Source organism: Mucilaginibacter paludis DSM 18603, from assembly GCF_000166195.2.
GTDB lineage: Bacteria > Bacteroidota > Bacteroidia > Sphingobacteriales > Sphingobacteriaceae > Mucilaginibacter > Mucilaginibacter paludis.
In genome coordinates this window covers 5,221,041-5,247,789 of sequence record NZ_CM001403.1, presented here as the reverse complement: position 1 = coordinate 5,247,789, position 26,749 = coordinate 5,221,041, and the positions used below count along the sequence as shown (strand labels likewise).

Here is a 26,749-nt window from a genome sequence, read left to right as displayed (position 1 = left end):
ATTTGGCATAGGGCTAAATAACATGCTTACAATAACAAGGTATCTATCCGGTAAGCCTGAACCATGCCATGATGTGGCGACCAGGTGAATATGGTGAACTGCCCGTCCTGAGATGCTACCAGTGCAATGGCATCATGCTGATCGTGTACAAATTGAGCTGCCGACAGGTGCCGCGTTCCGCCGTTCTGCGCAGGGTGAATAATCACGGCCTGGCCATCAATAATAGGCTCAATTAAACACATTTGCTTAACCCGGCTGCTACCTTCGCGCATCACTATTTTACTTCCAAAGGCCAATAGCTCATGTTTGGTGTTAATAATGGTGGCTCCGTCAACACCTGTTAAGCCGCCAATATTATCAACCTCACGGCTCAAGGCGCTTTTCCAAAAAATATCACTTTGGTCGGTTCCTTCGTTCATAATCAAATCCGCCAAACCAGAGAAAGCCGGTTGTATGGCGTATTTGATGGGGTGGATAATAGATTGCTTCCATTCCTCGGAACAAGCCGGTACTACCAATAATGAGCCGCCGTGCCCGTGCGCACGCATAGAAACGGCAAGCTGAATCAGCACGTTTACAGAATCGTTCCAGGATGCCGGCGAAGTATATCCCAGCAACGTAGTCACTATGGCCGGGCAATCTGTAAACGTTGCACTATGCTCATCTACAATCCTAACGTCGTCGCCTTTTAATACGGCTACGTTGGTATACTTGCCCAAGCCAAAAATGCGCCTGTGTTTGATAACCAGTAAACCTGGTTCAGAAACATCCAGAACAAAACAAAAATTAGGGATGGTAATAGTAGTTCCCCATATTACCAGTTCGTCGTTTTTAAACCATACACCAATATGGATACCCGCCCGCTCAACTCCGGGAGCAATTTTTGTAATGGTAACTGGGTTGAGTGGCAGTTCTTTTTCAAAAACCAACGCTTTCTCAGCCTGCTGCGGCGATAAAAAGGCAAGTGATATTTTAGGCGAATTACCTTCTTCTTTACGCAGGCTGGCCCAAAATGCCACATCAATAATCTGTTCAATCACATCGGCACCGGGTGCTGTTGCCAGCTTTTGTTCACCTTGTTTATGTGCTGTAGCTATGTGATGAGCAAAATGATTCCGCACCGTTTCCGATACTTTTCTGGCTGCCTGGTAGGTTGGTTCGTAAAGCATATCCAAAGTTATAATTTTAGTTTATCTGCCAACAAAAACACGCCTTGTTATATCGCTTTCTTACACTCAACTTATAATGTTTTATATTTATTGGCAACAGGCAAAACTTCAACTGAACAATAAAGATATTATAACGTTATAGCAGCAGATGAACTGGATATTGTTGTTCGAAATTTTTTATTCAATTATTGTTGTTTTAGTGTGCCTGCGCATCATTTACGATACGCGCTCAACCAGTAAAACTTCTGCCTATTTGCTATTAACGCTATTTTTGCCTGGCTTGGGTATGATTATTTATTTTGTAGTTGGTGCTAACTACCGCAAAAATAAACTATACAGTAAAAAGATAGTTAAAAACAACAGACTGTTGCACCAAATTAAGAAACAGATTTACCTCGAATCTGAAAAAACCTGGGACAGCGGCGAATCTGAAGTGAAGAGCCATAAAAAACTGGCGCGTTTGCTGCTTAATGATAGTATGAGCCCGCTGACCGGCAGCAACGAAGTAAAACTTTTGCTGAACGGCGAAAACAAGTTTCCCGAAGTACTAAAGCAATTAAAAGAAGCCAAACATCATATCCATATTGAGTATTATATTTTTGAGGACGAAGTAATTGGCAACCAGATTAAAGATATCCTGATAGCAAAAGCCCGTGAAGGTGTAACTGTACGTTTTATTTATGATGACTTTGGCAGCCGCTCCATCCGCAAAAAGTTAGTGCCCGAATTGCTGGACGCGGGAGTACAAGCCTTTCCGTTTTACCAGATCTATTTTATGGCGCTGGCCAACCGCATCAACTACCGCAATCACCGCAAAATTATCATTATTGATGGCTGCACCGGCTTTGTTGGCGGCATTAATGTGAGCGACCGCTACATTAACGATAGCAATAACACCGACAAGGTATTTTGGCGCGATACCCACGTGATGATTAAAGGCCCAGGCGTTTATTACCTGCAATACCTGTTTATATGTGACTGGAACTTTTGTGCTGAGACAGAACTTGAGCCCCAGGAAGAGCTTTTTTGTGCAGAAAAAAGCAAAACATCTGATGCAATTGTACAAATTGCCGCCAGCGGCCCCGATTCGGAAACTCCAACGATCATGTTCTCGCTCATTCAGGCCATCGGTATGGCCGAGGAGGAAATACTCATCAGTACTCCATACTTCATTCCCGGGGAAACGTTGATTGATGCTCTAAATGTTGCAGCCATGAGCGGTGTAAAAGTAAAGCTGCTTGTGCCCGGGAAATCCGATTCGGCATTTGTAGATTCGGCCGCCCGCTCCTATTACCAGGAGATTTTACGATCGGGAGTTGAAATCTATCTTTATCAAAAAGGCTTTATGCATGCCAAAACTATGGTGCTTGATGGAAGCCTGTCTATCATTGGCACCGCTAACATGGACCACAGAAGTTTTGAGCTCAATTTCGAGGTTAACAGCATGGTTTACGATAATGAATTATCCAACCAATTACGAGATGCTTTTTATCAGGACCTGGAGCATTCAACAAAAATCAACTCCAATACCTGGGCCAAACGCCCGTTATATAAACAACTGCCCGAAAGAATAACTCGCTTATTGTCGCCTCTTTTGTGATGAAAAAAATAAATACTACAAAAGCCATAGACATTATAGATTTATTAATATATTTGCATCATAGTCAAGTGACCGAGCGGATAGGTATGGGTCTGCAAAACCTTTCACGGCGGTTCGAATCCGCCCTTGACGTCGACTTATTTAACTGACTTCTTTATTTTCGCACATGAATAACGATATTTCATGCCCGGTCGACTTTGTTCTGATCAACGAGAACAGGGTACGACTGGTTGCTTCCTTCGTTTTATTATCAGGCGTAGCCTATATCATATCGGGCTTATCCATCATCATTATTTTCCTGGTTATTGATTTTTTATTACGGTCCTTCAATATGGGCAGGTATAGCCTGCTGGCAATTATCGCCGGAGTATTGATTAATTGGTTTAAAATAAAAAATAAGCCTGTTGACCAGGCACCAAAAAGATTTGCCGCCCGCATTGGGCTTGCATTTACCAGTACCATCATTTTACTGCACCTTTTTCAGTTTGGTACAGGTGCCCTGGCTTTAACAATCATCTTGTGCTTATTCGCTGCCCTCGAGTCGTTCGTCGGTTTTTGCGCCGGATGCCACGCGTATAGCATCTATCATAAGCTGGCCCGAAAATTCTCCAGCTCAAGCCAGCTATAAGTTTGCCAAACACAGGGTATACGCGAAAAGCCGTAAAAAGCATCGCGCTAACTTTCCTATCAATCCAATAGCTTAACTTCGCAATTCTAAAATAAAAAGGTTGAGGTATTTTGTACATTTAGGTTACCACGGCACCCAGTACAGCGGCTGGCAAAAACATGCCGGTGTAATGAGCATACAGCAAGTGTTAGAAAACTCTCTTAGCCAGGTATTAAAAACACCAACGGCTATAGTGGGCTGCGGACGTACCGATGCCAAGGTACATGCCAGTCAATTTTTTTTTCACGTAGATATTGATAACCCCCGGGAATTTGATCTGCTGTTTCGTTTAAATAAAATACTCCCCGCTGATATCGCTATCTTTGATATTATCCCCATGGCAGGCTTACCGCATGCCCGCTTTGATGCCACCCAGCGATCATATGATTATTTTATACATACCTATAAGGACCCTTTTTTAAACGGATTCAGCTCCTATTACAACGAGCAGTCACTTGATCTGCACGAGATGAAAAAAGCCGTGGCTTTGTTGCCCCTTTACCATGATTACAGGGCTTTTTGCAAAAGCCCCGACCGTAACGAACATACCCTATGCCATGTAACGTCGGCAGAACTGTTTGCTTGTAAAAACGCCGACCGGATTCGTTTTAACATCTCGGCTAACAGGTTTCTGAGTAAAATGATCAGAGTAATAGTGGGCAGGCTAATCAGCATCGGGACCGGAGAAATGAGCGTGGACGAATTTGAACAGAATTTGATAAAACCCCAAAACGCACAAACGATATCTCCGGCACACCCGCAAGGCTTGTACCTTTCAAAGGTTACTTATCCTTATCTTGATCTGCCAGCACGGTCTGTATTTACTAAACTATTGCAAACCGACCTGGATACATGGCAGAATGTATAAATAGTTCATTAGTTATCAAAAAACTATACTTTTGCCCCAAGTTTCAACATCTATGTTTTTTGTACTATCCAAGGTTCTTCTTTTTTTGATACAGCCCATATGTTGGATCTTCTTATTGCTGCTGACTGGTTTTTTTGTAAAAAACATCATCCTTAAAAAGCGATTGTTTTTTGCAGCTTTCGCCCTATTGTTCATTTTCTCCAATCAATTTATTTTAAGCCGGTTTGCCAAAATGTGGGATATTACACAAGGCCCGCCGCCAGAGGGTAAATATAGCTGTGCCATTGTACTCGGAGGCTTCTCATCGGCAGATCAGGATGGGAACGGATATTTCAATGGTTCGGCTGATAGATTTATAAAAACACTTCAATTAAAGGTTACCGGCAGGGTACCTTTAATATTGATGTCGGGTGGAAACGGGCAGTTAATTAAAACTTCCAACCTGAAGGAAGCAGACTATGTATTTTCGCAATTTAAAGCATTTAACATACCCGATAGCTGTATCATGATTGAAAATCAATCGCGCAACACGCTTGAAAATGCCATGTTCACTAAGCGTATCTTGATTGATAAAAAGGTGCCTGGACCTTATTTGTTAGTGACATCGGCATTTCACATGCGCCGTTCGGCTTATATATTTAAAAAAATTGGCATTAACGTAACGCCTTACCCTTGCGACTTCATAGCAGGAAAAAGCGCGGTCTCCCTATCCGATTTCATTATCCCCGATCCTCTGGCCCTGGCCCAATGGAATATCTACATCAAAGAAGTAGTGGGCTTTGTTGCCTATTATTTAAAACCTGTACCTGCTATTAATGCCCCTGGGCAATTGTAGCTGTGAATCAACAAAAATTAATTAATTTGCGATTTTTAAAAGATCTTGGAAAAACTATCTATCATCATACCCGCCTATAACGAATCGGCAACAATCAGCGTCATACTGAAACGAGTGCTCGATGCTGAACTCCCCGTTGGTATATCTAAAGAAATCATCGTAGTTGACGACTGCTCTAAAGACGATACCATATCGCAGGTAAACGCGTTTAGCGCACAACATGCTGTGAGCATCAATTTGCTTCAGCAACAGGTGAACCAGGGCAAAGGCGCCGCCATACGCAGAGGATTTAGCCAGGCCACGGGCGATTATTGCATAGTACAGGATGCCGACCTGGAATACGACCCCGACGAGTATCAAAACCTGCTCAAACCGGTTTTAAAAGCCAATGCCGATGTTGTATACGGATCGCGCTTTATGGGCGATAAACCACACCGCATCTTGTTCTTTTGGCACAGCATAGGCAACGCGGTATTAACTTTCATGTCGAACATGTTTACCAACCTCAACCTCACCGATATGGAAACATGCTACAAACTCATCCGTACATCCATACTGCAGCAAATAATTTTAGAAGAGAACCGTTTTGGCTTTGAGCCCGAAATAACCGCCAAAATAGCACGCATACCCGGCATTAAAATTTACGAAGTGGGAATTTCTTACTACGGCCGCACTTATGCCGAGGGCAAAAAAATTAACTGGAAAGATGGTTTCAGGGCAATTTGGTGTATACTGAAATACAATGTATTTAAAGGAAAATAACCGGCATCAATTTATACTGGCCGCTATAGTACTGGCTACCCTGATTTTAGGTATGCTTATCCTGATCTGCCCGCCCGCTTTATTTCCAGATCCGAGCTGGGGTTTCCAGGTTATGCGCTCCATGCAATTAGGTGGTGGCTTTAATTTAGCCATTACACCCAGCCAGGCAAATATCGCCCAAAACACCGCTACCTTTTTAACCTGGTGGTCGCCGGGGCAATATTTGGTTCCTTATTTTTTTAAAAGCATTTTTGGCCTTAATCTTGGCCAATCGGCAGCTATAACCATCTTGTTTTGTTCCCTGTCGGGCATTTGGGGTTTCTATACTTTTTTCAGGAAAATAGGCTTTTCGGCAGTCATCTCAGCGTTAAGCATCGCATTCATCGCTTGCCAGCAGTTTTATTATATCCCCTTCATCTTTTACAACGGTGGCGAAACCCTGCTATTTGGTTTTTTAGGTTGGTTTCTATACGGCTGCTTTAGCTTCGAAAAATTAAACTGGAAAGTTATTCTTTTTGTTCTCCTTACGGGATGGATAGGCTTTTGCTGTAAGTCGGCCTTTTTGTGGATGTATGCTTCGGGCCTGTTTTGCCTATGGGTTAATGTCTCGTCAGGTTTGAAAGATTGGCGCCACTGGATTAAAAACGGGTTTATTTTGGCTTTACCAGCTATCCTTTCATTAGCCACAGTTTATAAATTCTTTCTCTCCAAAGGCAGTAATCCTGCATCGGCATCGCCTGGCTTGCGCTTAAGCCTCGAAGCATTGGGCTTTCCACTGGCCTCTCCCCTGCTTTCCGGTTTTTCGGTAGACGATCTTTTCCAGGGCCTGCTCTACCACGTCGATGGGGCCATCATCGGGCCATCGCTTACCATCGTGGTATTGGTGTTAACGGCTCTGCTGAGTATAGGTTTGTTTATATCCATCATACGATATATCCCTATTAAGCCTTATAAGCTGGCCGTGACAGTTTTCTACGTCATCTCATTCCTGTTTTTTTCATCCGTTTTTTTACGGCAGCTGGATATTTCGTACGAGGGGAGGCATTTGCGCATAGTTGGCTTGCTGTTTATCCCAGGTACAATTTACCTTTTCAGCTTAATTAAACCCGGCTTTAAAGCACTGTTTATTTTAATATGGTTGGGCATAACGTTTACAAGCATCAAATACTTTGTAGTTAATTATAAATATAACGTTAAAAATAACGCGCGCGGCTCATCGGGCATAACACAGTTATTTATCGATCAACCCTCATTAAACTATCTGGCGCAATTGGATAAACAGTACCATAACGATGCGCTGTTTGCCTTTACAAGTGCCGATCTGGGTTTAGAAATTACACACAACCGCATGATTACGCTGGATGATATCAGCGAAGATAACGCCGACACTTATACCGATAATAATGTATATGAAGGCCACGCCGGGCCACTATTTATCCTATTGCCGGCCCGTTACGCTACCAATGGCTATGCAGACGTTATCCGGAAATGCTTTCCGGGTTATAGCAACTTCAGTATCAAAAAACTAAGTAAGGGATATATTTTATTGAGTGCGCTTTAAGCCCTGTTAATCTCTTTCCAAAGCAGGTCTTTCAGTTCGGTTAAACCCTTTTGGGCTACCGACGAAATAAATACCGCCTCAATCCCGGCAGGGAGCTCCTTTGCCATTTCCTGCTGTAATTCCTCATCCAGCATATCGGCTTTGGTAATGGCCAGTATCCTTGGCTTGTGAGTTAGTTCGGGGTTATACTCGGTAAGTTCGTGCAGTAATATCTGGTATTCCTCCTGGATGGTCCGGCTGGTATCGGCAGGGATCATAAACAACAATACCGAGTTACGCTCAATATGTCGCAGAAACCTGAAGCCTAATCCCTTACCTGTAGAAGCTCCTTCTATAATACCCGGAATATCGGCCATTACAAATGATTTGTTATCGCGATACGCCACAATACCCAAATTGGGAACGAGGGTAGTAAAAGAGTAATCGGCTATCTCAGGCTTGGCTGCCGAAACTACGGATAGCAGTGTTGATTTACCGGCATTAGGGAAGCCTACTAAACCAACATCGGCCAATACTTTTAGCTCCAGGATATTCCATACCTCCTGCCCCTCTTCGCCGGGTTGGGCGAAGCGCGGCGTTTGCTGTGTAGACGACTTGAAATGCCAGTTGCCCAAACCTCCGCGGCCACCGCTGGTTAATATTTTGGTTTCGCCATCCTGGGTAATCTCAAACAGTATCTCTCCCGTCTCCGCATCTTTGGCTATCGTACCTAAGGGAACTTCCAAAATCTCGTCTTTCCCGTTTTTACCGGTTCTTAACGAGCTTCCTCCCGATTCGCCGTCGGCAGCTATAATATGTTTGCGGTATTTAAGATGGAGCAAGGTCCAAAACTGAGCGTTTCCGCGTACAATGACATGGCCGCCACGCCCCCCATCGCCACCATCGGGCCCACCTTTTGAGGTTAAAATATCACGATGCAAGTGCGATGAGCCTGCCCCTCCATGCCCGGAACGGCAGCACACTTTAACGTAATCAACAAAATTTGAACCTTGAGACATTTGGATTTTGGGGTTTACGAATTACGGCTCCGGCTTGGTTAGAGGCGAAGATCGATTTTCGAATGATATTTAAATAGCATTTTAAATATATAACTAAATCTTTTGCATGCGGCACATCCTGATAACAGAAACGCCGGACGCAAAAGATTTTGATTTTTAAAATGGCACCAATAGTTTATAGGAAACTATTAGATTATTATTTGCAAAGATCAACTATAGCGCAAATAGAATGGAAGATCTCATCGATGCTGCCAATGCCGTTTATGCTTTTAAATTTATTTTGTACTTTGTAAAACTGCGCAACGGGTGCTGTTTTGTTATTATATTCGTGTATCCGCTTGCGGATAACTTCAGGATTGGCATCATCTGGTCGGCCAGACTCTTTGCCCCTCAATAATAAGCGGTGCTCCAACTCATCATCATCAACTTCCAGCGCGATCATGCTCGAGATCGATTCGCCTTTAGAAGCCAATAAATTATCCAAAGCCTCGGCCTGCGCCACGGTACGCGGAAAACCATCGAATATAAAACCACGAGCATCTTTATTGGCATCCAGCTTGTTGCTGATCATACCGATCACCACTTCGTCTGGAACCAGAAAACCCTGATCCATCAATTTTTTGGCTTCTATACCAAGTTCTGTTCCCTGTGTTATTTCGCCTCTGAGCAGATCGCCTGTTGAAAGGTGTATCAACTGATACTGGTCAATAAGTTTTTGAGATTGAGTTCCCTTACCTGCTCCTGGCGGGCCAAATAGTACTAAATTCAGCATCCTGGTGATTTAAAATTTAAAAAGTCTTTTTGCGAAATACAAAAAGACTTTAATTGGTGCACTCGAAGGGAGTCGAACCCCTAACCTTCTGATCCGTAGTCAGACGCTCTATCCAATTGAGCTACGAGTGCATATTGACTTAAAAACTCCCGTCTGCTTCCAGATCAGGATGTACTTTACAGTACTTTGTTTCCCGTTAATATCTCCCACTCTGCTTATCACAATTCGTTTGCTTTTTTAACGGACTGCAAAAATAGAGTTTTCTTTTAAAAATCCACAAAAAAATAAAAAATTACTTCACTTTTTCTGCAATAGCTTCAAAATCAGGCAAATCCCCTGCCGATTCTAATACCTCTGCATAAATAACCCGATGTTCCTCGTCTAAAACAAAGGCGGCACGTTTGGATACGCCTTTTAAACCCAACACAAAGTCGGCATATAATGCGCCATAAGCCGCCGATACCTCTTTATTAAAATCGGATAATAAAGGAAACTGGTATTGATTTTCTTCCTTAAACTTAGCCAGCGTAAAAGGCGAATCAACCGAAATACCTAAAATTTGTGCGCCAAGGCCATCATAATAGCCAAAACTATCGCGCATAGTACAAAGCTGCGTTGTACAAACTCCGGTAAATGCTAAAGGAAAGAAATGGATAACTACTTTTTTACCTTTAAAATCGGATAAGCTAACTTCTTTCAGCTCCGATGATACTAATTTAAATTCTGGCGCCTGCTGCCCGGTTACAATTAACATATTTGCTTTTTATTTAGAAGCAAAACTACTGATTAGCTTTTTAAGGTTTGTTATTTTTATGTCTGTTTTGATTCTTAAAAACGATAGCAATATGGTAAAATATTCACGCTTATTACTTGACGGAAAAATTGCAAATAAACTTCGCCGCCAGAAAGCTTTGACGACTTTTTAAATTTGTCAAAGCTAATACCGTCAGTCAATCACAAACTCAATCATATCAACTTTGAAACATTATTTCCTGCTATCAGTTATCCACAGCAATCCAAGTAAAATCAACACAATAAAAAAACAGCGACCTCATGAAAGCCGTTATCATCACCCATCCCGGCCCGCCGGAAGTACTCCAGATACAAGATCGCCCCAAACCCCAAATTTCGACCGGCGAAGTATTGGTAAAAGTTGCAGCAGCGGGTGTAAATCGCCCAGATGTGGCGCAACGCAAGGGCAACCACCCGCCACCTGCCGGTGCATCAATAGATATTCCCGGCCTCGAGGTAGCGGGCACCATAGTGGAAGTTGGCGCTGATGTTACCCGCTGGAAAATTGGCGACCAGGTTTGCGGATTAGTAATTGGCGCAGGGTATGCCGAATATTGTGTTATCCCGGCAGGGCAATGTTTACCTATACCGGGCAATTTAACTTTGGTTGAAGCGGCATCGCTGCCCGAAACATTTTTCACGGTTTGGAGCAATGTGTTCGACAGGGGAAATTTACAGCCGGGTGAAAGCCTGCTGGTGCACGGCGGATCGAGCGGTATTGGCGTTACAGCCATTCAAATGGCCCGCGCCTTAGGTAGCAAAGTATTTGTAACGGCAGGTAACGAAGAAAAGGTTAGTTTTTGCGAAAGTTTAGGGGCAGAACGTGCCATTAATTACAAAACGGAGAGTTTTAAAGAGATAATTGAAGAAGCTACACAGGGCAAAGGCGTAAATGTAATATTAGACATGATTGGCGGCGACTATACGCCTGATAATATCAAATGCCTGGCAGTGGAAGGTCGACTGGTAATGATCAACTCGATGAAGGGCAGAGAAGCTAAGGTAGACCTGGCGGAAGTAATGCGCAAAAGGTTGATTATAACCGGCTCCATGTTGCGTGGCCGCGATGTGGCTTTTAAAACCGCTATTGCTCATCAATTGGAGCAGCACGTTTGGCCCTTGATAGCAGCCGGACAGATTAAACCGGTAATTTATAGGGTATTCCCGGCAGAACAGGGAGCGGAGGCGCACGCGCTGATGGAAAGTAGCGACCATATAGGGAAAATTGTATTGAGCCCCTGGTAAGTTAAGAGTACTTAGTCCGGGAGTTAAACGTATCACAACAATCAAACGCTACTACATATCAACGATTTAACATTACCCCATATACACCAATGGTGGCCGTGCGGCTCTCTCTCTGCAACAACAAAAGGATATGATTCTACTCAAAATAAAATAAGTTTGATATTTTAGCAGAACGCGGAGCAGTAAAATATTCTGATTTATGCGCAATAAGTCAAATACGGTGTAGCCGAACCTACTGGTATCCTATACAAATAACTTCTGACTACATGTGCCTTAAAACTTTTACATTATTTTTGCTTGGTTACATTTCCCTTACGGTGACAACTGCTACCGCGCAACAATTGTCCACATCCGACAGCATCGACATTTTCATAAAGCATAAAATGCAGCAGCGCCATATTCCGGCCTTGCAGATTGCCGTTGTACACGCTGGCAAAATTATTAAAAGTACTACATACGGCACAGCTAACCTGGAATACCAGATTAAAGCGACTGATGAAAGCATATTTTCCATCAATTCCATTACCAAAGCGTTTACCGGAATCGCCATTATGCAACTGGCTGAAGAACATAAGTTAAAAATTACCGATCCACTGGCTAATTATCTGGACAGCCTGCCGGGTGCATGGAAAAATATTACCCTGCAACAGGTATTGACCCATACATCCGGGCTGCCTGATCTGCTGGATGCTGAAGAACAGGTACTTGGGCATGGCGATGAACAGGAAGCTATGCAAAAAGTAAAGATGCTGCCTATTGAGGCTCAGCCCGGTGAAAAGTTCAGCTATAATCAGACTGGTTATGTGCTGCTTGGACAGATCATCACCAAATTAAGTGGCATGCACTTTACCCGCTTTATCGAAGAGCGGCAGTTTAAAGTAGCTGGGATGAAGCTAACCCGTTTCGGCGATTCTTACGATGTTATCCCTAACTATGCTGGTGCTTATACTATGACCAGGCAGGTGGGCGACCGGTTTGTGGTGAATAGCACACCTGGTGTATCCTATATCCAGTTCCCTGTGTTTTTCAGAACGGCAGCCGGTATCTTGTCTACCGCTACCGATATGGCTAATTGGATAATTGCCTTGAAAAGTGGTAAGCTTTTAAAGCAGCAGTCCAGCATCGCTGCACTTTGGACACCGGCAGTTTTAAACAATGGTAAGATCGGCGGTTTTAATCTGCTTACCAATGGTTATGCGCTGGGATGGCCTACAGTAACACGTGATGAGCATCCTGCTGTTGGCCCGGTAGGCGGCAGGAGATCGGCTTTGTTTGTTTATTTAAAAGATGACCTATCCATAGTCATATTGACCAATTTGTTAGGTGGCAACCCTGAACAGTTCATCGATGAAATTGCCGGCTATTACATCCCGGATATGCATGAGGTAAGCGGCTTTGGTTTACCGGCAAATTTAAAAAAGTTAAGGGCAGAGTTACTAAAAAAGGGATTTGATCAGGCAATACCGGTAGTATCCCACTTAAAAAAGAACGATCCGGCATTCCAGTTAACTGAAAAAGAATTGAATGGCTGGGGCTACCAGCTGATCGCTCAAAAAAATATGCCTGCGGCATTAGCCATTTTTAAACTTAATGTTTCACTTTATCCACAAAGCGCCAATGTGTATGATAGTTTGGCTGAGACACTCGAAGAGACAGATCAAATTCCCGAAGCCTTGGTTAATTATAAAAAGTCGCTTGCCCTAAACCCGCAAAATAAACACGGGGCTATGCGTATAAAGACACTTACCGAGAAGCAAGCGAATTAAAAAAAGTATAACGGATATTATAAATAAAGCTTATCGGCAGTCAGCAGATGGCGGGTGTGTTGTGACGAACTCAAAAAAGAGGGAGTCCTGATACGGTTTAGCAGAACTCCCCGCCTATGATTTAATATTAATCAACGTGAATTAAACACACCTATTAATCTATAGCATCTTTATTCCCGATACTTCTTTCCGAATAATCGACCCGTCCAACCGAAAAAACAGAGATGACGTTTGAACCTTATAGATTACCAAACGCAGATAGGAAAAGCGGGCAATGGCCCCGACTGCACGCCGGGCCGGATTTGGCCTGTGTGGGGAAGGATCGGGCAGTCTTGACTTTTTGGTTCTTTTTTGTCAAGAAAAAAGAACAAAGCCCTTCCCGCGGCGACTGAGCGGGCCGATGTCATAAATTAAGAATACTAATTATAGGAGCAAAAATATACGCACTGATAATCAAAAAACTTAAGAAGACATCATTATAAATATCCTGTACCTATGATTTAACCCATAACCGCCATTTTATCCTTGATACCACTCACAAAAAAGCCGCCTTATTTTAACAAGGCGGCTTACATAAAAACTAAACAATCACAATTATCATTTACGGGAATACGATGCCGTTATAAGCACCTACGTTAACTATAGAAAGCGACGAACCGTATTTACTATTAATAGCCTTAATAAATTCGTTAGCAACAATGGCATAACCGCGCGGGGTTAAATGCACACCATCTAACGAGAACAAGCCGCCGCTGATATAATTTGAATTAAAGCTAATCCCATCTATTACCAGTCCGCTTGTTTTAACATTGGTTAAAAAGGTGAAGGCATCAAACACTGCTAATCCTTTGGCCGCTGCTGTAGCCTTGATTGTAGCATTGTAAGAATTAACATAATCCTTAACCAGCGCTGCCTCATTTTGATCTAAAACATATTTCGATTCGATAGCATTACGCGGATCCAAGCCATATGGGTACGGGTTACCGGTAGTGGGCTTACCTATTGCCGATAGCTGGCCCTGGAATGTTAACACCAGTAAATCGTTAGCGGTTGCCGGCCTTGGCGCATAAGTTGTGGCTGCGGCATTTGTGGCGGCGTTAATATAGATAGCCTGTATTGATGGCACTGCCTTTTGCACGCCTGCCAACACCGCGCCTACGGTTACGGTAGTAAAATATGGAATAGTGGTTACATCCGGAATGGTTGCACAAGCTCCTTTAGCACCGGTTCCACCTGTTCCGCCGGCTGTTAAACGGGTTAACAAAGTACTATATAAATTACCAAAAGTTGTTTTGTCGGTCAGTACATCACCTGCTCCACCGCTTGTTGCGTAGCCCAGTGCATCGTTATTACCTAACCAGTTGGTAAAAAATGTAAACGATTTAGCAGTTATAAAATCAAGGTATTGAGTAGTATTTGTTCCGGCATTGCCAGGCAGCAAACGTTCATAGTAAGGGTTTCCATTGCCATAAAGCGCGTTTTGAATATCATTCAACTTAATGCCAGGCACACCATAATTTTCGAGTGCACCGCTATATTTGGTGTATAGCAATATAGTACCTAACCCCGGTATGGTAGCGGTGCCCCTAACAGCCACGTTTGTTTTAACGGTATCAATCACCGGGTTGCCGCTTGCATCAAAGCTTTTAAGCCTCAGATAGCCGGAGCCGTTAGCCTGATCCGTTGTAAAAAGTGACTGAGCAAAAGAGCCGCCGCCTGCCGCCTGCATCTGCGTGGCTATCATATTGGGGTATGAATTTAATTGCCCCGACCGGTATAATCCGCCATCGGCATAACCGGCAGTTAGCGAATTACCTACTGCAATATATCTTGTAAAATCGGCAGAACCGCGACTTGGTGCCGGCGTATCAAACGATGGCTTGCAGGCAGATACCCATACCAGCGCAAGTAATGTATATATATATATTTTAAAAGTTTTCATGTTGATCGTTTTTATGTATTACCAGTGATAAGCAAGAGAGATTCCGGGGATCCAAACATCGGTTTTAAATGTTCCGGATAAACCGGACTCGATATTGGTTTGAGTTCTGTTCATCAGGTGTTCATATTCAAATGCAAAATCGATATCTAACTTTTTAGCCAGCGTATAGCCCAGGCCAACTGTTCCATAAACCCGGTTAGCATCAGGGGCTTCGGGAGTAACATATCCATCTCTAACAGATGTTGTTGCATAACCCCCTCCAAAACGCAAGGCAAAAGCCTGTGTCGCTTTATACTCGGCTCCTCCCCTAAAATCATAGGCATCCTTATAATTACGTGCCGAACTTGAAAACGTTGAGCCGCCCACACTCTGCGAAAAATTAAAGTCTAAAGACTTGTATGAACGCCACCTTACGTAGTTTAAATCAACACCTATAGTCCACTTGTTGGTTGGATAAAACCCAAAACCAACGCTGGTTGTTGAAGGCAGATCAATAGCTGCGTTAAATTTCGTCCCGTCGGGAAACTGAGTAGCCTTGATGGATGCGGGTATGGTGCCTGAATAGGTAACATCACCGTTATTGATAGACGTATTGGCGTTTGACCGATGCGTGATACCGACAGTCATGCCCACTTCTGTTTTGATATAGATACCGGCGTTCCATCCGTAGCCATGGCCGTGGCCCTTAATATCTATAGCAGCATCACTGCTAACGGGCAAGCCGCGTTGCAAATCAACACTACCATAGTCGTAAACAAAACCACCACCAATACTTAAAAAGTCGGCCAGTTTAACGCTTAAAGTAGGCTGAAAATAAATAGCTTTTAAATTAAGGCTCTCCAACGCGTACTTACCATCCCAGGTATTTCCCCAATTGGTTAATCCGCCAAAGGGAGTATAAACGCCTAACCCGATTTTCCAAAACGATGCCTTGGGTCCCCAGGCGGCATAAAAGGTAAAAGGAGTGGCTATTTCATTCTTGTTGTTAAAATACTGGCTTGAGCCTGTGCTTTGGAATGCGGATTGAAATACGAGCGGGCTGATGCCGCCTTGTATATAATTTTCGGGGAGCATAGCCACCGCTCCGGGGTTAAACAATATCGATGCACCGTCCTGTACAATACCGGTGCCGGTGTTACCCATACCTACCTGCTTTTGTCCGTGCAGATTAACTTGAAATCCTTGAGCCATAGCCATAACAGGCAATAGCGCAAGCCCTATTAGTAATACTCTTCTCATAATTTTATAATTAATCCCGGTCTACGGCAATTGGTTTATACACAAACATAACAAAATTTACTATGCTTACATAGCAATGTCGATTATTTTTTTTCATACTAAGCACCACTTTATGAGTTAAAAAAATACCACCTATTTAAGCACATACAAGTATTTTTACCTTAATTTGTTTCAATAATTATGCACTTCGTAATTACGTTATAATGATGTGCATAAAATATTAAATTGGGTGTTTGATTATCGGTTATAAACCTTATTTTTGCCACCCGTAACTAGCCTTTGATTATTAAAGGTTTAATATTATAAAGAATTACCCAAAATAGTATGCCAAACATTGGAAAAATATCACAAATCATTGGCCCGGTAGTTGACGTAAGCTTTGCTAATGACGGACAACTCCCCCGGATCTTTGATGCCTTAGAGATCACAAAAGACAACGGACAAAAAATTATCCTTGAAGTTCAACAACACTTAGGCGAAGACCGGGTGCGAGCGATTGCGATGGATTCGACGGACGGGTTATTACGCGGTATGACAGTTACCGATACGAAGTCGCCGATCAAAATGCCTGTTGGCGATCAGATCAAAGGCCGTTTATTAAATGTTGTAGGACAAGCTATTGATGGTATTGATCAATTAGATAATTCGGCTGGTGCCCCTATCCACGCTAAACCTCCGCGTTTTGATGAGTTATCAACCGAAACAGAGGTATTGTTTACAGGTATCAAAGTAATCGATTTAATTGAGCCTTATGCAAAAGGCGGTAAAATTGGTTTATTTGGTGGTGCCGGTGTAGGTAAAACCGTATTGATCATGGAGCTGGTAAACAATATTGCCAAGGCTTACGCAGGTTTATCGGTATTTGCCGGTGTAGGTGAGCGTACCCGCGAAGGAAACGACTTATTGCGCGAGTTTATAGAATCGAATGTGATTAACTACGGCGATGCTTTCAAACATTCAATGGAAGAAGGCGGCTGGGATTTAAGCGTAGTTGATAAAGAAAAATTAAAAGAATCAAAAGCGACACTGGTTTTCGGTCAGATGAACGAGCCTCCCGGTGCACGTGCGCGGGTAGCTTTATCAGGATTAACCGTTGCCGAATATTATCGTGACGGTGATGGCGAAGGACAAGGTAAGGATATCCTGTTCTTCGTGGATAACATCTTCCGCTTTACCCAGGCAGGTGCCGAGGTATCGGCTTTGTTAGGCCGTATGCCATCGGCGGTAGGTTACCAGCCAACACTGGCTACCGAAATGGGTTTGATGCAGGAACGTATCACATCAACCAAACGTGGATCGATTACATCAGTACAAGCGGTATACGTACCTGCGGATGATTTAACCGACCCTGCACCGGCAACAACATTTGCCCACTTGGATGCTACAACTTCGTTATCGCGTAAAATTGCCGAGTTAGGCATTTACCCCGCGGTTGACCCATTGGATTCAACTTCACGCATCCTTAGCGCTGCCATTTTAGGTGATGAGCATTATAATACCGCTCAACGCGTTAAAGAAATTTTACAACGCTACAAAGAGTTGCAGGATATCATCGCTATTTTGGGTATGGATGAGTTATCTGAAGAAGATAAATTGGTAGTAACCCGTGCGCGCCGTGTACAACGTTTCCTTTCGCAACCGTTCCACGTAGCTGAGCAATTCACCGGTTTAAAAGGTGTATTGGTTGATATCAAAGATACCATTAAAGGCTTTAACATGATTATGGATGGCGAAGTTGATGAGTATCCTGAAGCAGCTTTCAACCTGGTAGGTACTATTGAGGATGCTATTGAAAAAGGTAAAAAATTATTAGCAGAAGCAAATAACTAATAGTATTGAGATGTGCGTATTGCGTATTGAGACCAGAATGCTCATCGCGATACGCATTACCAAACTAACACAGTATTGAGAATATCGCAATACTCACTACGCAATACTAAAAACAAATGAATTTAGAAATACTTACTCCCGATAAAAAAGTGTTCGAAGGCGAGGTTAAATCCGTAACCGTTCCGGGCACTATGGGATCTTTCGAGATATTAAACAATCACGCTGCCATCATCTCTACTTTAGAGGATGGTAAACTCATTGTTCGTACTTCCGGTAAAGAGGAAGTTTACATAGTTAAAGGTGGCGTTGTTGAAGTACTGAACAACAAAGTGATGGTTTTGGCGGAGGGTATTATTCAACGCTAAATTTATTGCTAAAAGTTTTCGAAAAAGGCCTCTTAGCAATAAATGCTAAGAGGCCTTTTTTTTGAGCAAAAATTAAAATCCTTCCAGCCATTGAGGCATTTTACGCAGAATTTTAACTTTTTATACCAATTACGATTTCGGTATACCGTATACCAAAACTAACTTTGGTATACGGTATACCATCTATAATTTTTATATAGAAGCAAATACAAAATAAAATACCAAATAAAAACTTTATACAGAATTAAATACTAATTTAAAAAATATCACATCCCCTATTGCTACTATACAAACAAGTACCTAACTTACAGATATAGTTTTTAACCAAACAATGAACCAAGGATCAGCACAACAAACAAGTATTATAATCGCCTCCGTTAAAGAGGTGGTCATTAGTGTTGTCATTCAAATTCTGGGCATTCAAATTTTGCTTCTGGCACTGCCAGTACATACAGGGGATAAGCGTTTTAACCAGTAACACATAAAATACCACGAAGCGCCTTCCCCATCAAAAATGAGAAGGCGTTTTTGTTATAATACTAAATTGTAAATATCTATCCAAACAACATGAGTTCGACAACAGATACCCTACAGGATACAGAATTGAACAAGTACAGCAAAGTACTCACCCAAGACCCGACACAACCGGCTGCCCAGGCCATGCTTTACGGAATCGGTTTAACCGAAGACGACATGAAAAAAGCCCAGGTAGGTATTGCAAGTATGGGCTATGACGGCAATACATGCAACATGCACCTGAATGATCTGGCCGCCATTGTGAAGAAGGGTGTGTGGGATGCCAATTTAGTAGGATTGATATTTAATACTATTGGTGTAAGCGATGGCATGAGTAACGGAACTGATGGCATGCGCTATTCGCTGGTAAGCCGCGATGTGATTGCCGACTCGATTGAAGCGGTATGCGGTGCTCAATACTATGATGGCTTAATTGCCTTGCCCGGTTGTGATAAAAATATGCCAGGTACCATTATGGCTATGGGCCGTTTAAACCGCCCTTCTATTATGGTATACGGCGGTACTATTAAACCCGGCCATTATAAAGGTGAAGATTTAAATATCGTATCAGCATTTGAAGCTTTAGGCAAAAAGATAGCCGGGCAATTGGATGATTTTGATTTTAAAGAGATCATTAAAAATGCCTGCCCGAGTGCTGGTGCCTGCGGCGGTATTTACACAGCCAACACCATGGCCGCCGCCATTGAGGCTTTAGGGATGAGCTTGCCTTACTCCTCGTCAAACCCGGCACTTAGCGACGATAAAAAAGCAGAGTGTTTAGCAGCCGGTGAAGCCATTAAGGTTTTATTAGAGAAAGACATCAAACCATCCGACATCATGACGCGCGAAGCATTTGAAAATGCTATCGTAACCATTATGGTATTAGGCGGATCAACAAACGCGGTGCTCCATTTAATAGCGATGGCTAAAAGTGTGGATGTTAAATTAACCCAGGATGATTTCCAGGCGGTGAGCAACCGCATACCCGTATTGGCCGATATGAAGCCGAGCGGTAAATACATGATGGAAGACCTACATAATATAGGCGGCGTTCCGGCTGTAATGAAATACCTGTTAAAACAAGGTTGGTTACATGGCGAATGCTTAACCGTTACCGGCAAAACCATTGCCGAAAACCTGGAGAGCGTACCGGAACTGGAATTTGAAACTCAAAAAATTATCTGGCCTGTTGAGGCACCGGTAAAAGCCACTGGTCACCTGCAAATATTATACGGAAACCTGGCCGAAGGCGGCAGTGTAGCCAAGATAAGCGGTAAAGAAGGTACACACTTTGAGGGCCCGGCCCGCGTGTTTGATGGCGAATTTGAATTGATAAACGGCATTCAAACCGGCAAAGTAAAAGCTGGTGATGTTGTTGTGATTAAAAACGTTGGCCCTAAAGGCGCACCCGGTATGCCCGAGATGCTCAAACCAACTTCGGCCATATTTGGCGCTGGCTTGGGCAGCTCGGTAGCTTTAATTACCGATGGGCGTTTCTCAGGCGGTACCCATGGTTTCGTGGTAGGGCACATTACCCCTGAGTGTTATGACGGCGGCTTGTTAGGCCTGGTTAACGATGACGACAAAATTATCATCGATGCCATTAACAACAGTATTAACTTGATATTGAGCGACGAAGAAATTGCAGCCCGCAAAGCCGCATGGGTACAGCCAAAGCTCCGAGTCAGCAAAGGTTTGTTATATAAATACGCCAAAACAGTAAGCACAGCCGCCGAAGGTTGCGTTACTGACGAAGGGCTTTAGAGCCCCCTAACCCCCTGAAGGGGGAACGAACGACGGAAATAATAAATCGGTGAAATCACAAAAAAGAAACTGGTGAAATCACAAAAAATCGGTGAAATCACAAAAAAATAAAGACATGGAAGTTGCACAACAGGAAATAGCAGTTGAACCAAAGAAAAAAGAAACGGTAAACGTTTCTGGTTCAGTAGCCTTATTGGAAGCGCTGATAGCCGAGGGTACCGAAACCATTTTTGGTTATCCGGGTGGCGCCATCATGCCTATATATGATGCCTTATACGATTATAATGACAAATTGAACCACGTACTGGTGCGCCATGAGCAAGGCGGCATTCACGCAGGCCAGGGTTATGCACGCACATCGGGCCGTGTTGGCGTAGTGTTTGCTACCAGCGGACCCGGCGCCACCAACCTGATCACCGGTTTAGCCGACGCTCAGATTGACAGTACCCCTTTGGTATGTATCACCGGGCAGGTATTTGCTCACCTTTTAGGTACCGATGCATTCCAGGAAACCGACGTGATTAACATCACCACTCCTGTTACCAAATGGAATTACCAGGTAACAGATGCTAACGAAATTCCGGAAGTTATAGCCAAGGCATTTTACATCGCCAAAAGCGGCAGACCAGGGCCGGTATTGATCGACATCACTAAAAACGCCCAGATCCAGAAATTTGATTTTGAAGGTTATACCCCCTGCAACCACATCCGTAGCTACAGGCCTAAACCTATTGTTCGTCATACTTATATCGAGCAGGCTGCTGAACTAATCAACAATGCCAAAAAACCATTTATTTTATGGGGACAAGGTGTTATTTTGGGAAGTGCCGAGCAGGAGTTTAAAACTTTTGTTGAAAAAAGCGGCATCCCCGCTGCCTGGACAATTTTAGGCGCAGGAGCCATCCCCACAGATCATCCTTTAAACGTTGGTATGCTGGGTATGCATGGCAATTACGGCCCCAACGTTTTAACCAACGAGTGCGATGTATTGATCGCTATCGGGATGCGTTTTGATGATCGTGTAACGGGCCGTTTAGATAAATATGCCAAACAAGCCCAGGTAATTCACCTGGATATTGATCCGGCAGAGATAGACAAGAATGTAAAATCAACTGTTCCGGTTTGGGGCGATTGTAAAGAGACTATTCCAATGCTCACTAAATTAGTGGAGCAAAAACAACATACCGAATGGGTTAACCTGTTTTACGATTACGCAAGTAAAGAGGTTGAAGCGGTTATACACCAGGAGTTAAACCCCGGCACCGGCGAAATGACCATGGGGGAGGTAATCAACCAGCTTAACGAAATAACTAAAGGCGAAGCTGTTATTGTAACCGATGTTGGCCAGCACCAAATGGTGGCCTGCCGTTATGCCAAACTCAACAAAACCCGCAGCAATGTTACAAGCGGTGGCCTGGGCACTATGGGCTTTGCCCTACCGGCAGCTATAGGCGCTAAATTTGGCGCTCAGGACCGTACCGTAGTGGCCATTATTGGCGATGGAGGTTTCCAGATGACCTTGCAGGAATTGGGTACCATTATGCAAAGCGGCGTAGATGTAAAGATCGTGATTCTGAATAACCGTTTCCTGGGTATGGTTCGCCAGTGGCAGGAATTGTTTAACGAAAGGCGCTACTCTTTTGTGGATATTCAAAGCCCCGATTTTGTAGCCGTAGCCGCAGCTTACCGCATTGCTGGCAAATGCATCAATGAGCGCGATGAATTAGTACCCGCGCTTACCGAAATGCTCAACCACAAAGGCTCGTTCCTTTTAGAGGTAATGGTCACTAAAGAAAACAATGTATTCCCGATGGTTCCGCAAGGTTGCAGCGTGAGCGAAATCCGTTTAAAGTAAAGAGAGTCAGGAAGTAAGAATCAAGAACCAAGACAAACAGCCATCATGAGCGAGCAATCAACAGAAAAGCAGGAATATAACATCACCGTTTATACCGAAAACCAAATCGGACTGCTTAACCGTATAGCTATTATTTTTACGCGTCGTAAAATAAATATCGATAGTTTAAATACCTCTCCATCAGAAATTGAGAGTATCCATCGTTTTAACATCGTGATCACCGAATCAGAGGATGTGGTACGTAAACTGTGCCGCCAGATTGAAAAACAGGTGGAGGTATTAAAGGTATATTACCATACTAACCAGGACGTGATCTGGCAGGAACTGGCCTTATATAAAGTATCAACAGACATTATAGCCGAGAAGGTAAGTGTTGAGCGTTTGCTACGCGAGAACGGTGCCCGCGCGGTAGTGATTCGTAAGGATTATACCGTGTTTGAAACCACAGGCCATCGCGAAGAAACAGATCAGCTGATTAAAATTTTACAACCTTACGGCCTCATAGAGTTTGTACGCAGCGCCCGCGTGGCTATTATTAAAGATAGCGAAGGCTTTAACAGCAAGCTGCGCGAGTTTGAGCGTTTGGAACCAGGCGAAGATGTTTACGAAAACGAATACCTGAATAAAGGCGAGAAAGTATTCACGATGTAATTGAAAGTTAGAGGCAGGAAACAAGAGGAAAGAAGTAAGAGAAAAGGCGCAGGAAGCTGGAAGAAAAAAGAAATCGGCTAATTTGAACGCATCGGTGTAATCAAAAATAAATCGGTGTAATCATTAAACCAATCAGTGCAATCAAAAAAATAAAACAAATCAATAAATCAATCGGTGTAATCAAAAAAAGCATCGGTATAATCAAAAACAAACAAAATGGCAATACTAAATTTCGGCGGAACTGATGAGAATGTAGTAACCCGCGAAGAGTTCCCGTTAGCTAAAGCACAGGAAGTATTAAAAAACGAAACTGTAGCGGTTATCGGTTACGGTGTACAAGGCCCCGGTCAGGCACTTAACCAAAAAGATAATGGCATCAACGTAATTGTTGGCCAGCGTAAAGATTCAAAATCATGGGACAAGGCAGTTCGTGATGGTTTTGTACCCGGCGAAACCCTTTTTGAAATTGAAGAAGCCCTTGAAAAAGGAACTATCATTTGTTACCTATTGAGCGATGCCGCTCAGATAGCACTTTGGCCAACTGTTAAAAAACACTTAACTCCTGGTAAAGCATTATATTTTTCTCATGGTTTCGGTATTACCTTTAAAGAACAAACCGGCATCATCCCTCCTGCTGATGTTGATGTATTTTTGGTTGCTCCTAAAGGATCGGGCACTTCACTGCGTCGCATGTTTTTGCAAGGCCGTGGCTTAAACTCAAGCTATGCCATCTTCCAGGATGCAACCGGTAAGGCTGCAGATCGTGTTATCGCCTTAGGTATCGCTGTTGGCAGCGGTTATTTATTTGAAACTAACTTTAAAAAAGAAGTATACAGCGATTTAACCGGCGAACGTGGTACTTTAATGGGCTGTATCCAGGGTATTTTTGCCGCTCAGTACGATGTATTGCGCAGCAAGGGCCATACCCCATCAGAAGCCTTTAACGAAACTGTTGAAGAGTTAACCCAATCGTTAATGCCATTAGTTGCAGAAAACGGTATGGACTGGATGTATGCCAATTGCTCAACTACTGCTCAACGCGGCGCTTTAGACTGGTGGAAAAAATTCCGCGATGCTACTAAACCCGTATTTGAAGAATTATACGAAAGTGTTGCATCAGGCAAAGAATCACAACGTTCTATCGACCTGAACAGCCAACCAGACTACCGCGTAAAATTAGATGCTGAATTAGCAGAATTACGCGACAGCGAATTATGGCAAGCAGGCAAAACTGTCCGCAGTTTACGCCCTGAAAATCAGCCGGTAGAAGCTTAAGCCTCACCCCACCCTCTCCAAAGGAGAGGGCTTTAAAATGAAATGATAAGAAAATTGAAAACTCCCCCTTTGGGGGAGTTTTAGAGGGAGCCCAATGAAATGGAACGCTGAATTATACGATCAAAAACACGCATTTGTATCCCAATTTGGAGAAAACGTGCTTGAGTTACTGGATGCAAAAGCCGGTGAGCGTATCCTTGACCTGGGTTGCGGTACAGGTTACCTGGCCAATCAAATTCAAAGTTCAGGTGCCGATGTGGTAGGTGCAGATCTGTCTCCGGATATGATCGCGAAAGCAAAAGCAAGCTATCCGGATGTTGAGTTTATGGTTGCTAACGCATCTGATTTTCATTTCGATAAAAAATTTGATGCTGTTTTTAGTAACGCGGCATTGCATTGGGTGAAAGATCATGATGGCATGATGCTGTCTGTTTACAACAGCCTTAAACCCGGCGGCCGTTTTGTTGCCGAAATGGGTGGCAAAGGCAATGTTGGTTTACTGATAGCGGCCACTAAACAGGTTTTAGAAAAATACGGTTACCATAAACAAACCGAGATACAATTATGGCGTTTCCCGGCCCTGGGCGAATATACCCACCAACTGGAAAACCACGGCTTTAAAGTAAGCTTCGCTATTCACTTTGACAGGAAGACCTTGTTGCAAGATGGCGACGAAGGTGTGGCGAAATGGATAACCATGTTTGGCTCCCCCTATTTTGAAGGGGTAGATGCCAACGATAAGCAGCTAATGCTAAAAGAAATTACAGAGATACTCAGGCCGACCTTTTACCAGGACAGGCAATGGTATGCTGATTACAAACGATTAAGGTTTATAGCGGTAAAAGAGATTTGAGATGATAGATATGAGATTTGAGACATACCCAATGATGGTATAATGATGAATCTCATACTTATCCTATAAACAACATGAAATAATAAAACGAGCTAAGGAGATCGGGCATCTGATCATATCCAAAGCTTTCCCGAATAACAACACAACGACAAAATAACAAAATGAGCAACAAATGTGGGATAGTTAGGTAAAGGCGAACGCCCCAAATCTGATATGTCACATCTAAAATTTAAAAAAAATGTTACACGATCCGAACCATGTCTATATTTTCGACACTACGCTGCGTGATGGCGAGCAAGTGCCCGGTTGCCAGTTGACAACCCCTGAAAAAGTTGAGATTGCTAAGGAACTGGAATCTCTCGGCGTTGACATTATTGAAGCAGGTTTCCCGGTATCAAGCCCTGGTGATTTTTTAAGCGTGGTTGAAATTTCAAAGGCGGTTAAATATCCAACCATCTGTGCCCTCACACGCGCCAACAAAGGCGATATCGATGTAGCTGTCGAGGCTTTAAAATACGCTAAAACGCCGCGTATCCATACGGGTATCGGCTCCTCGGACATGCATATCAAATACAAATTTAACAGCACCCGCGAAGAGATTTTAGAGCGTGCGGTTGAAGCTGTGAAATACGCCAAAAAATCCGTCGAAGACATCGAATTTTATGCCGAAGATGCAGGCCGGGCCGATGTGGAGTATTTGGCTTTAATGGTCGAGTCGGTCATCGCGGCAGGTGCAACCGTAGTAAACATCCCGGATACTAACGGTTATTGCCTGCCCGACCAGTACGGTTCAAAAATAAAGTACCTCAAAGAAAACGTTAAAAATATCGACAAAGCCATCATCTCCGTGCATTGTCATAACGATCTGGGTTTGGCTACAGCCAACTCCATAGCCGGTTTACAAAACGGCGCCCGCCAGGTAGAATGTACCATTAACGGCATTGGCGAACGAGCCGGCAATACCTCCATGGAAGAAGTAGTGATGATATTAAAAACACACTACGGCATGGGCTTAAACAGCACCATTAACACCAAACATTTTTACGAATTAAGCAACATGGTAAGCACCATGATGCGCATGCCTGTGCAGCCCAACAAAGCTATTGTAGGTGCAAACGCATTTGCCCATAGCTCGGGCATACACCAGGACGGCTTTTTGAAACACCGCGAAAACTACGAGATCATCTCGCCCGACGATGTAGGCTTTCCTAACGCCAGCATCGTATTAACAGCGCGCAGCGGCAGGCATGCCTTAAAATTCCACCTGGCCCGCTTAGGCCATCACCTGGATAAAGGCGAACTCGACCTTACCTACAAAACTTTTTTAACCCTTGCCGATAGCAAGCTTAATATTACCGACGAAGACCTGCTAATGTTGGTAGGTGCCGGAAAATTAGTATAACCAGTTATTTCAGATAACTTTA

Annotated in this window: 23 protein-coding genes and 2 tRNA genes; 18 read left to right on the top strand and 7 right to left on the bottom strand. The window is 43.4% G+C overall.

Translation table 11 applies throughout. The features are described 5' to 3' along the window. Nucleotides 1-26 precede the first annotated feature (26 nt). Nucleotides 27-1,169, bottom strand: coding sequence for a putative sensor domain DACNV-containing protein (locus MUCPA_RS22225; protein ID WP_008509463.1), 1,143 nt, complete (start codon nt 1,167-1,169; stop codon nt 27-29). A 148-nt stretch (nt 1,170-1,317) separates the two neighbouring features. Between MUCPA_RS22225 and cls the strand changes: the two genes are divergently transcribed. The 7 genes from cls to MUCPA_RS22195 all read left to right on the top strand — a co-directional run bounded on the left by cls (nt 1,318) and on the right by MUCPA_RS22195 (nt 7,462). After that, nucleotides 1,318-2,769: a cardiolipin synthase gene (cls, locus tag MUCPA_RS22220; protein WP_008509461.1), complete on the top strand. Its 1,452-nt coding sequence runs from the start codon at nt 1,318-1,320 to the stop codon at nt 2,767-2,769. A gap of 62 nt (nt 2,770-2,831) precedes the next feature. After that, nucleotides 2,832-2,902: transfer RNA gene (locus MUCPA_RS37855), tRNA-Cys, on the top strand. Between the two features lie 33 nt (nt 2,903-2,935). Beyond that, the gene (locus MUCPA_RS22215; RefSeq protein WP_008509459.1) at nt 2,936-3,397 is read left to right on the top strand and encodes a DUF4395 domain-containing protein; all 462 of its coding nucleotides are present in this window, start codon (nt 2,936-2,938) and stop codon (nt 3,395-3,397) included. Between the two features lie 100 nt (nt 3,398-3,497). Further along, entirely contained in the window at nt 3,498-4,304 is an 807-nt protein-coding gene (locus tag MUCPA_RS22210) for a tRNA pseudouridine synthase A (RefSeq protein WP_008509457.1), read from the top strand. A 232-nt stretch (nt 4,305-4,536) separates the two neighbouring features. Continuing rightward, complete coding sequence (locus MUCPA_RS36330) at nt 4,537-5,139, top strand: YdcF family protein (protein ID WP_157543965.1); 603 nt, start codon at nt 4,537-4,539, stop codon at nt 5,137-5,139. Between the two features lie 45 nt (nt 5,140-5,184). Next, on the top strand, nt 5,185-5,901 hold the full coding sequence (locus MUCPA_RS22200) for a glycosyltransferase family 2 protein (RefSeq protein ID WP_008509455.1): 717 nt from the start codon (nt 5,185-5,187) through the stop codon (nt 5,899-5,901). Beyond that, complete coding sequence (locus tag MUCPA_RS22195) at nt 5,882-7,462, top strand: hypothetical protein (RefSeq protein WP_008509454.1); 1,581 nt, start codon at nt 5,882-5,884, stop codon at nt 7,460-7,462. The genes MUCPA_RS22200 and MUCPA_RS22195 overlap by 20 nt, the downstream gene beginning before the upstream one ends. Here MUCPA_RS22195 and obgE read toward each other — a convergent pair. The 4 genes from obgE to MUCPA_RS22175 all read right to left on the bottom strand — a co-directional run bounded on the left by obgE (nt 7,459) and on the right by MUCPA_RS22175 (nt 9,986). Continuing rightward, nucleotides 7,459-8,460, bottom strand: a complete 1,002-nt coding sequence (gene obgE / locus MUCPA_RS22190; protein ID WP_008509453.1) for a GTPase ObgE — start codon at nt 8,458-8,460, stop codon at nt 7,459-7,461. The two genes, MUCPA_RS22195 and obgE, sit on opposite strands and share 4 nt — an antisense overlap. 196 nt (nt 8,461-8,656) lie before the next feature. Beyond that, on the bottom strand, nt 8,657-9,232 hold the full coding sequence (locus tag MUCPA_RS22185) for an adenylate kinase (RefSeq protein WP_008509452.1): 576 nt from the start codon (nt 9,230-9,232) through the stop codon (nt 8,657-8,659). Nucleotides 9,233-9,286: 54 nt separating this feature from the next. Then, nucleotides 9,287-9,363, bottom strand: a tRNA-Arg gene (locus MUCPA_RS22180). Nucleotides 9,364-9,524: 161 nt separating this feature from the next. Further along, nucleotides 9,525-9,986, bottom strand: a complete 462-nt coding sequence (locus MUCPA_RS22175; RefSeq protein WP_008509451.1) for a redoxin domain-containing protein — start codon at nt 9,984-9,986, stop codon at nt 9,525-9,527. A 299-nt stretch (nt 9,987-10,285) separates the two neighbouring features. Here MUCPA_RS22175 and MUCPA_RS22170 point away from each other — a divergent pair, with 299 nt between their 5' ends. Continuing rightward, nucleotides 10,286-11,269: an NAD(P)H-quinone oxidoreductase gene (locus MUCPA_RS22170; protein ID WP_008509449.1), complete on the top strand. Its 984-nt coding sequence runs from the start codon at nt 10,286-10,288 to the stop codon at nt 11,267-11,269. Between the two features lie 293 nt (nt 11,270-11,562). Continuing rightward, a complete protein-coding gene (locus MUCPA_RS22165; protein ID WP_217220313.1) occupies nt 11,563-13,035 on the top strand; it encodes a serine hydrolase in 1,473 nt (490 codons plus the stop codon). A 601-nt stretch (nt 13,036-13,636) separates the two neighbouring features. On the opposite strand, the gene MUCPA_RS22160 is transcribed toward MUCPA_RS22165, so the two are convergent. Continuing rightward, nucleotides 13,637-14,977, bottom strand: a complete 1,341-nt coding sequence (locus tag MUCPA_RS22160; RefSeq protein WP_008509444.1) for an SGNH/GDSL hydrolase family protein — start codon at nt 14,975-14,977, stop codon at nt 13,637-13,639. Nucleotides 14,978-14,995: 18 nt separating this feature from the next. After that, nucleotides 14,996-16,216: an OmpP1/FadL family transporter gene (locus MUCPA_RS22155; protein ID WP_008509442.1), complete on the bottom strand. Its 1,221-nt coding sequence runs from the start codon at nt 16,214-16,216 to the stop codon at nt 14,996-14,998. Nucleotides 16,217-16,540: 324 nt separating this feature from the next. Here MUCPA_RS22155 and atpD point away from each other — a divergent pair, with 324 nt between their 5' ends. The 9 genes from atpD (at nt 16,541) to MUCPA_RS22115 (ending at nt 26,727) form a co-directional block, all read left to right on the top strand. After that, a complete protein-coding gene (gene atpD, locus MUCPA_RS22150) occupies nt 16,541-18,046 on the top strand; it encodes a F0F1 ATP synthase subunit beta (protein WP_008509441.1) in 1,506 nt (501 codons plus the stop codon). A gap of 116 nt (nt 18,047-18,162) precedes the next feature. Continuing rightward, nucleotides 18,163-18,411 (top strand): ATP synthase F1 subunit epsilon, encoded by a 249-nt coding sequence (atpC, locus tag MUCPA_RS22145; protein ID WP_008509440.1) that lies wholly within the window; start codon nt 18,163-18,165, stop codon nt 18,409-18,411. A gap of 331 nt (nt 18,412-18,742) precedes the next feature. After that, a complete protein-coding gene (locus MUCPA_RS37850) occupies nt 18,743-18,889 on the top strand; it encodes a hypothetical protein (RefSeq protein ID WP_008509439.1) in 147 nt (48 codons plus the stop codon). An 89-nt stretch (nt 18,890-18,978) separates the two neighbouring features. Then, nucleotides 18,979-20,691: a dihydroxy-acid dehydratase gene (gene ilvD, locus MUCPA_RS22140; protein WP_008509438.1), complete on the top strand. Its 1,713-nt coding sequence runs from the start codon at nt 18,979-18,981 to the stop codon at nt 20,689-20,691. 115 nt (nt 20,692-20,806) lie between these two features. Beyond that, on the top strand, nt 20,807-22,546 hold the full coding sequence (gene ilvB, locus MUCPA_RS22135) for a biosynthetic-type acetolactate synthase large subunit (protein ID WP_008509437.1): 1,740 nt from the start codon (nt 20,807-20,809) through the stop codon (nt 22,544-22,546). 45 nt (nt 22,547-22,591) lie between these two features. Then, nucleotides 22,592-23,197: an acetolactate synthase small subunit gene (ilvN, locus tag MUCPA_RS22130; RefSeq protein WP_008509436.1), complete on the top strand. Its 606-nt coding sequence runs from the start codon at nt 22,592-22,594 to the stop codon at nt 23,195-23,197. Nucleotides 23,198-23,413: 216 nt separating this feature from the next. Continuing rightward, on the top strand, nt 23,414-24,472 hold the full coding sequence (ilvC, locus tag MUCPA_RS22125; protein WP_008509435.1) for a ketol-acid reductoisomerase: 1,059 nt from the start codon (nt 23,414-23,416) through the stop codon (nt 24,470-24,472). 94 nt (nt 24,473-24,566) lie between these two features. Further along, a complete protein-coding gene (locus MUCPA_RS22120; protein WP_008509434.1) occupies nt 24,567-25,325 on the top strand; it encodes a class I SAM-dependent methyltransferase in 759 nt (252 codons plus the stop codon). A 238-nt stretch (nt 25,326-25,563) separates the two neighbouring features. Then, on the top strand, nt 25,564-26,727 hold the full coding sequence (locus MUCPA_RS22115) for a 2-isopropylmalate synthase (RefSeq protein ID WP_008509433.1): 1,164 nt from the start codon (nt 25,564-25,566) through the stop codon (nt 26,725-26,727). Nucleotides 26,728-26,749: the final 22 nt, after the last annotated feature.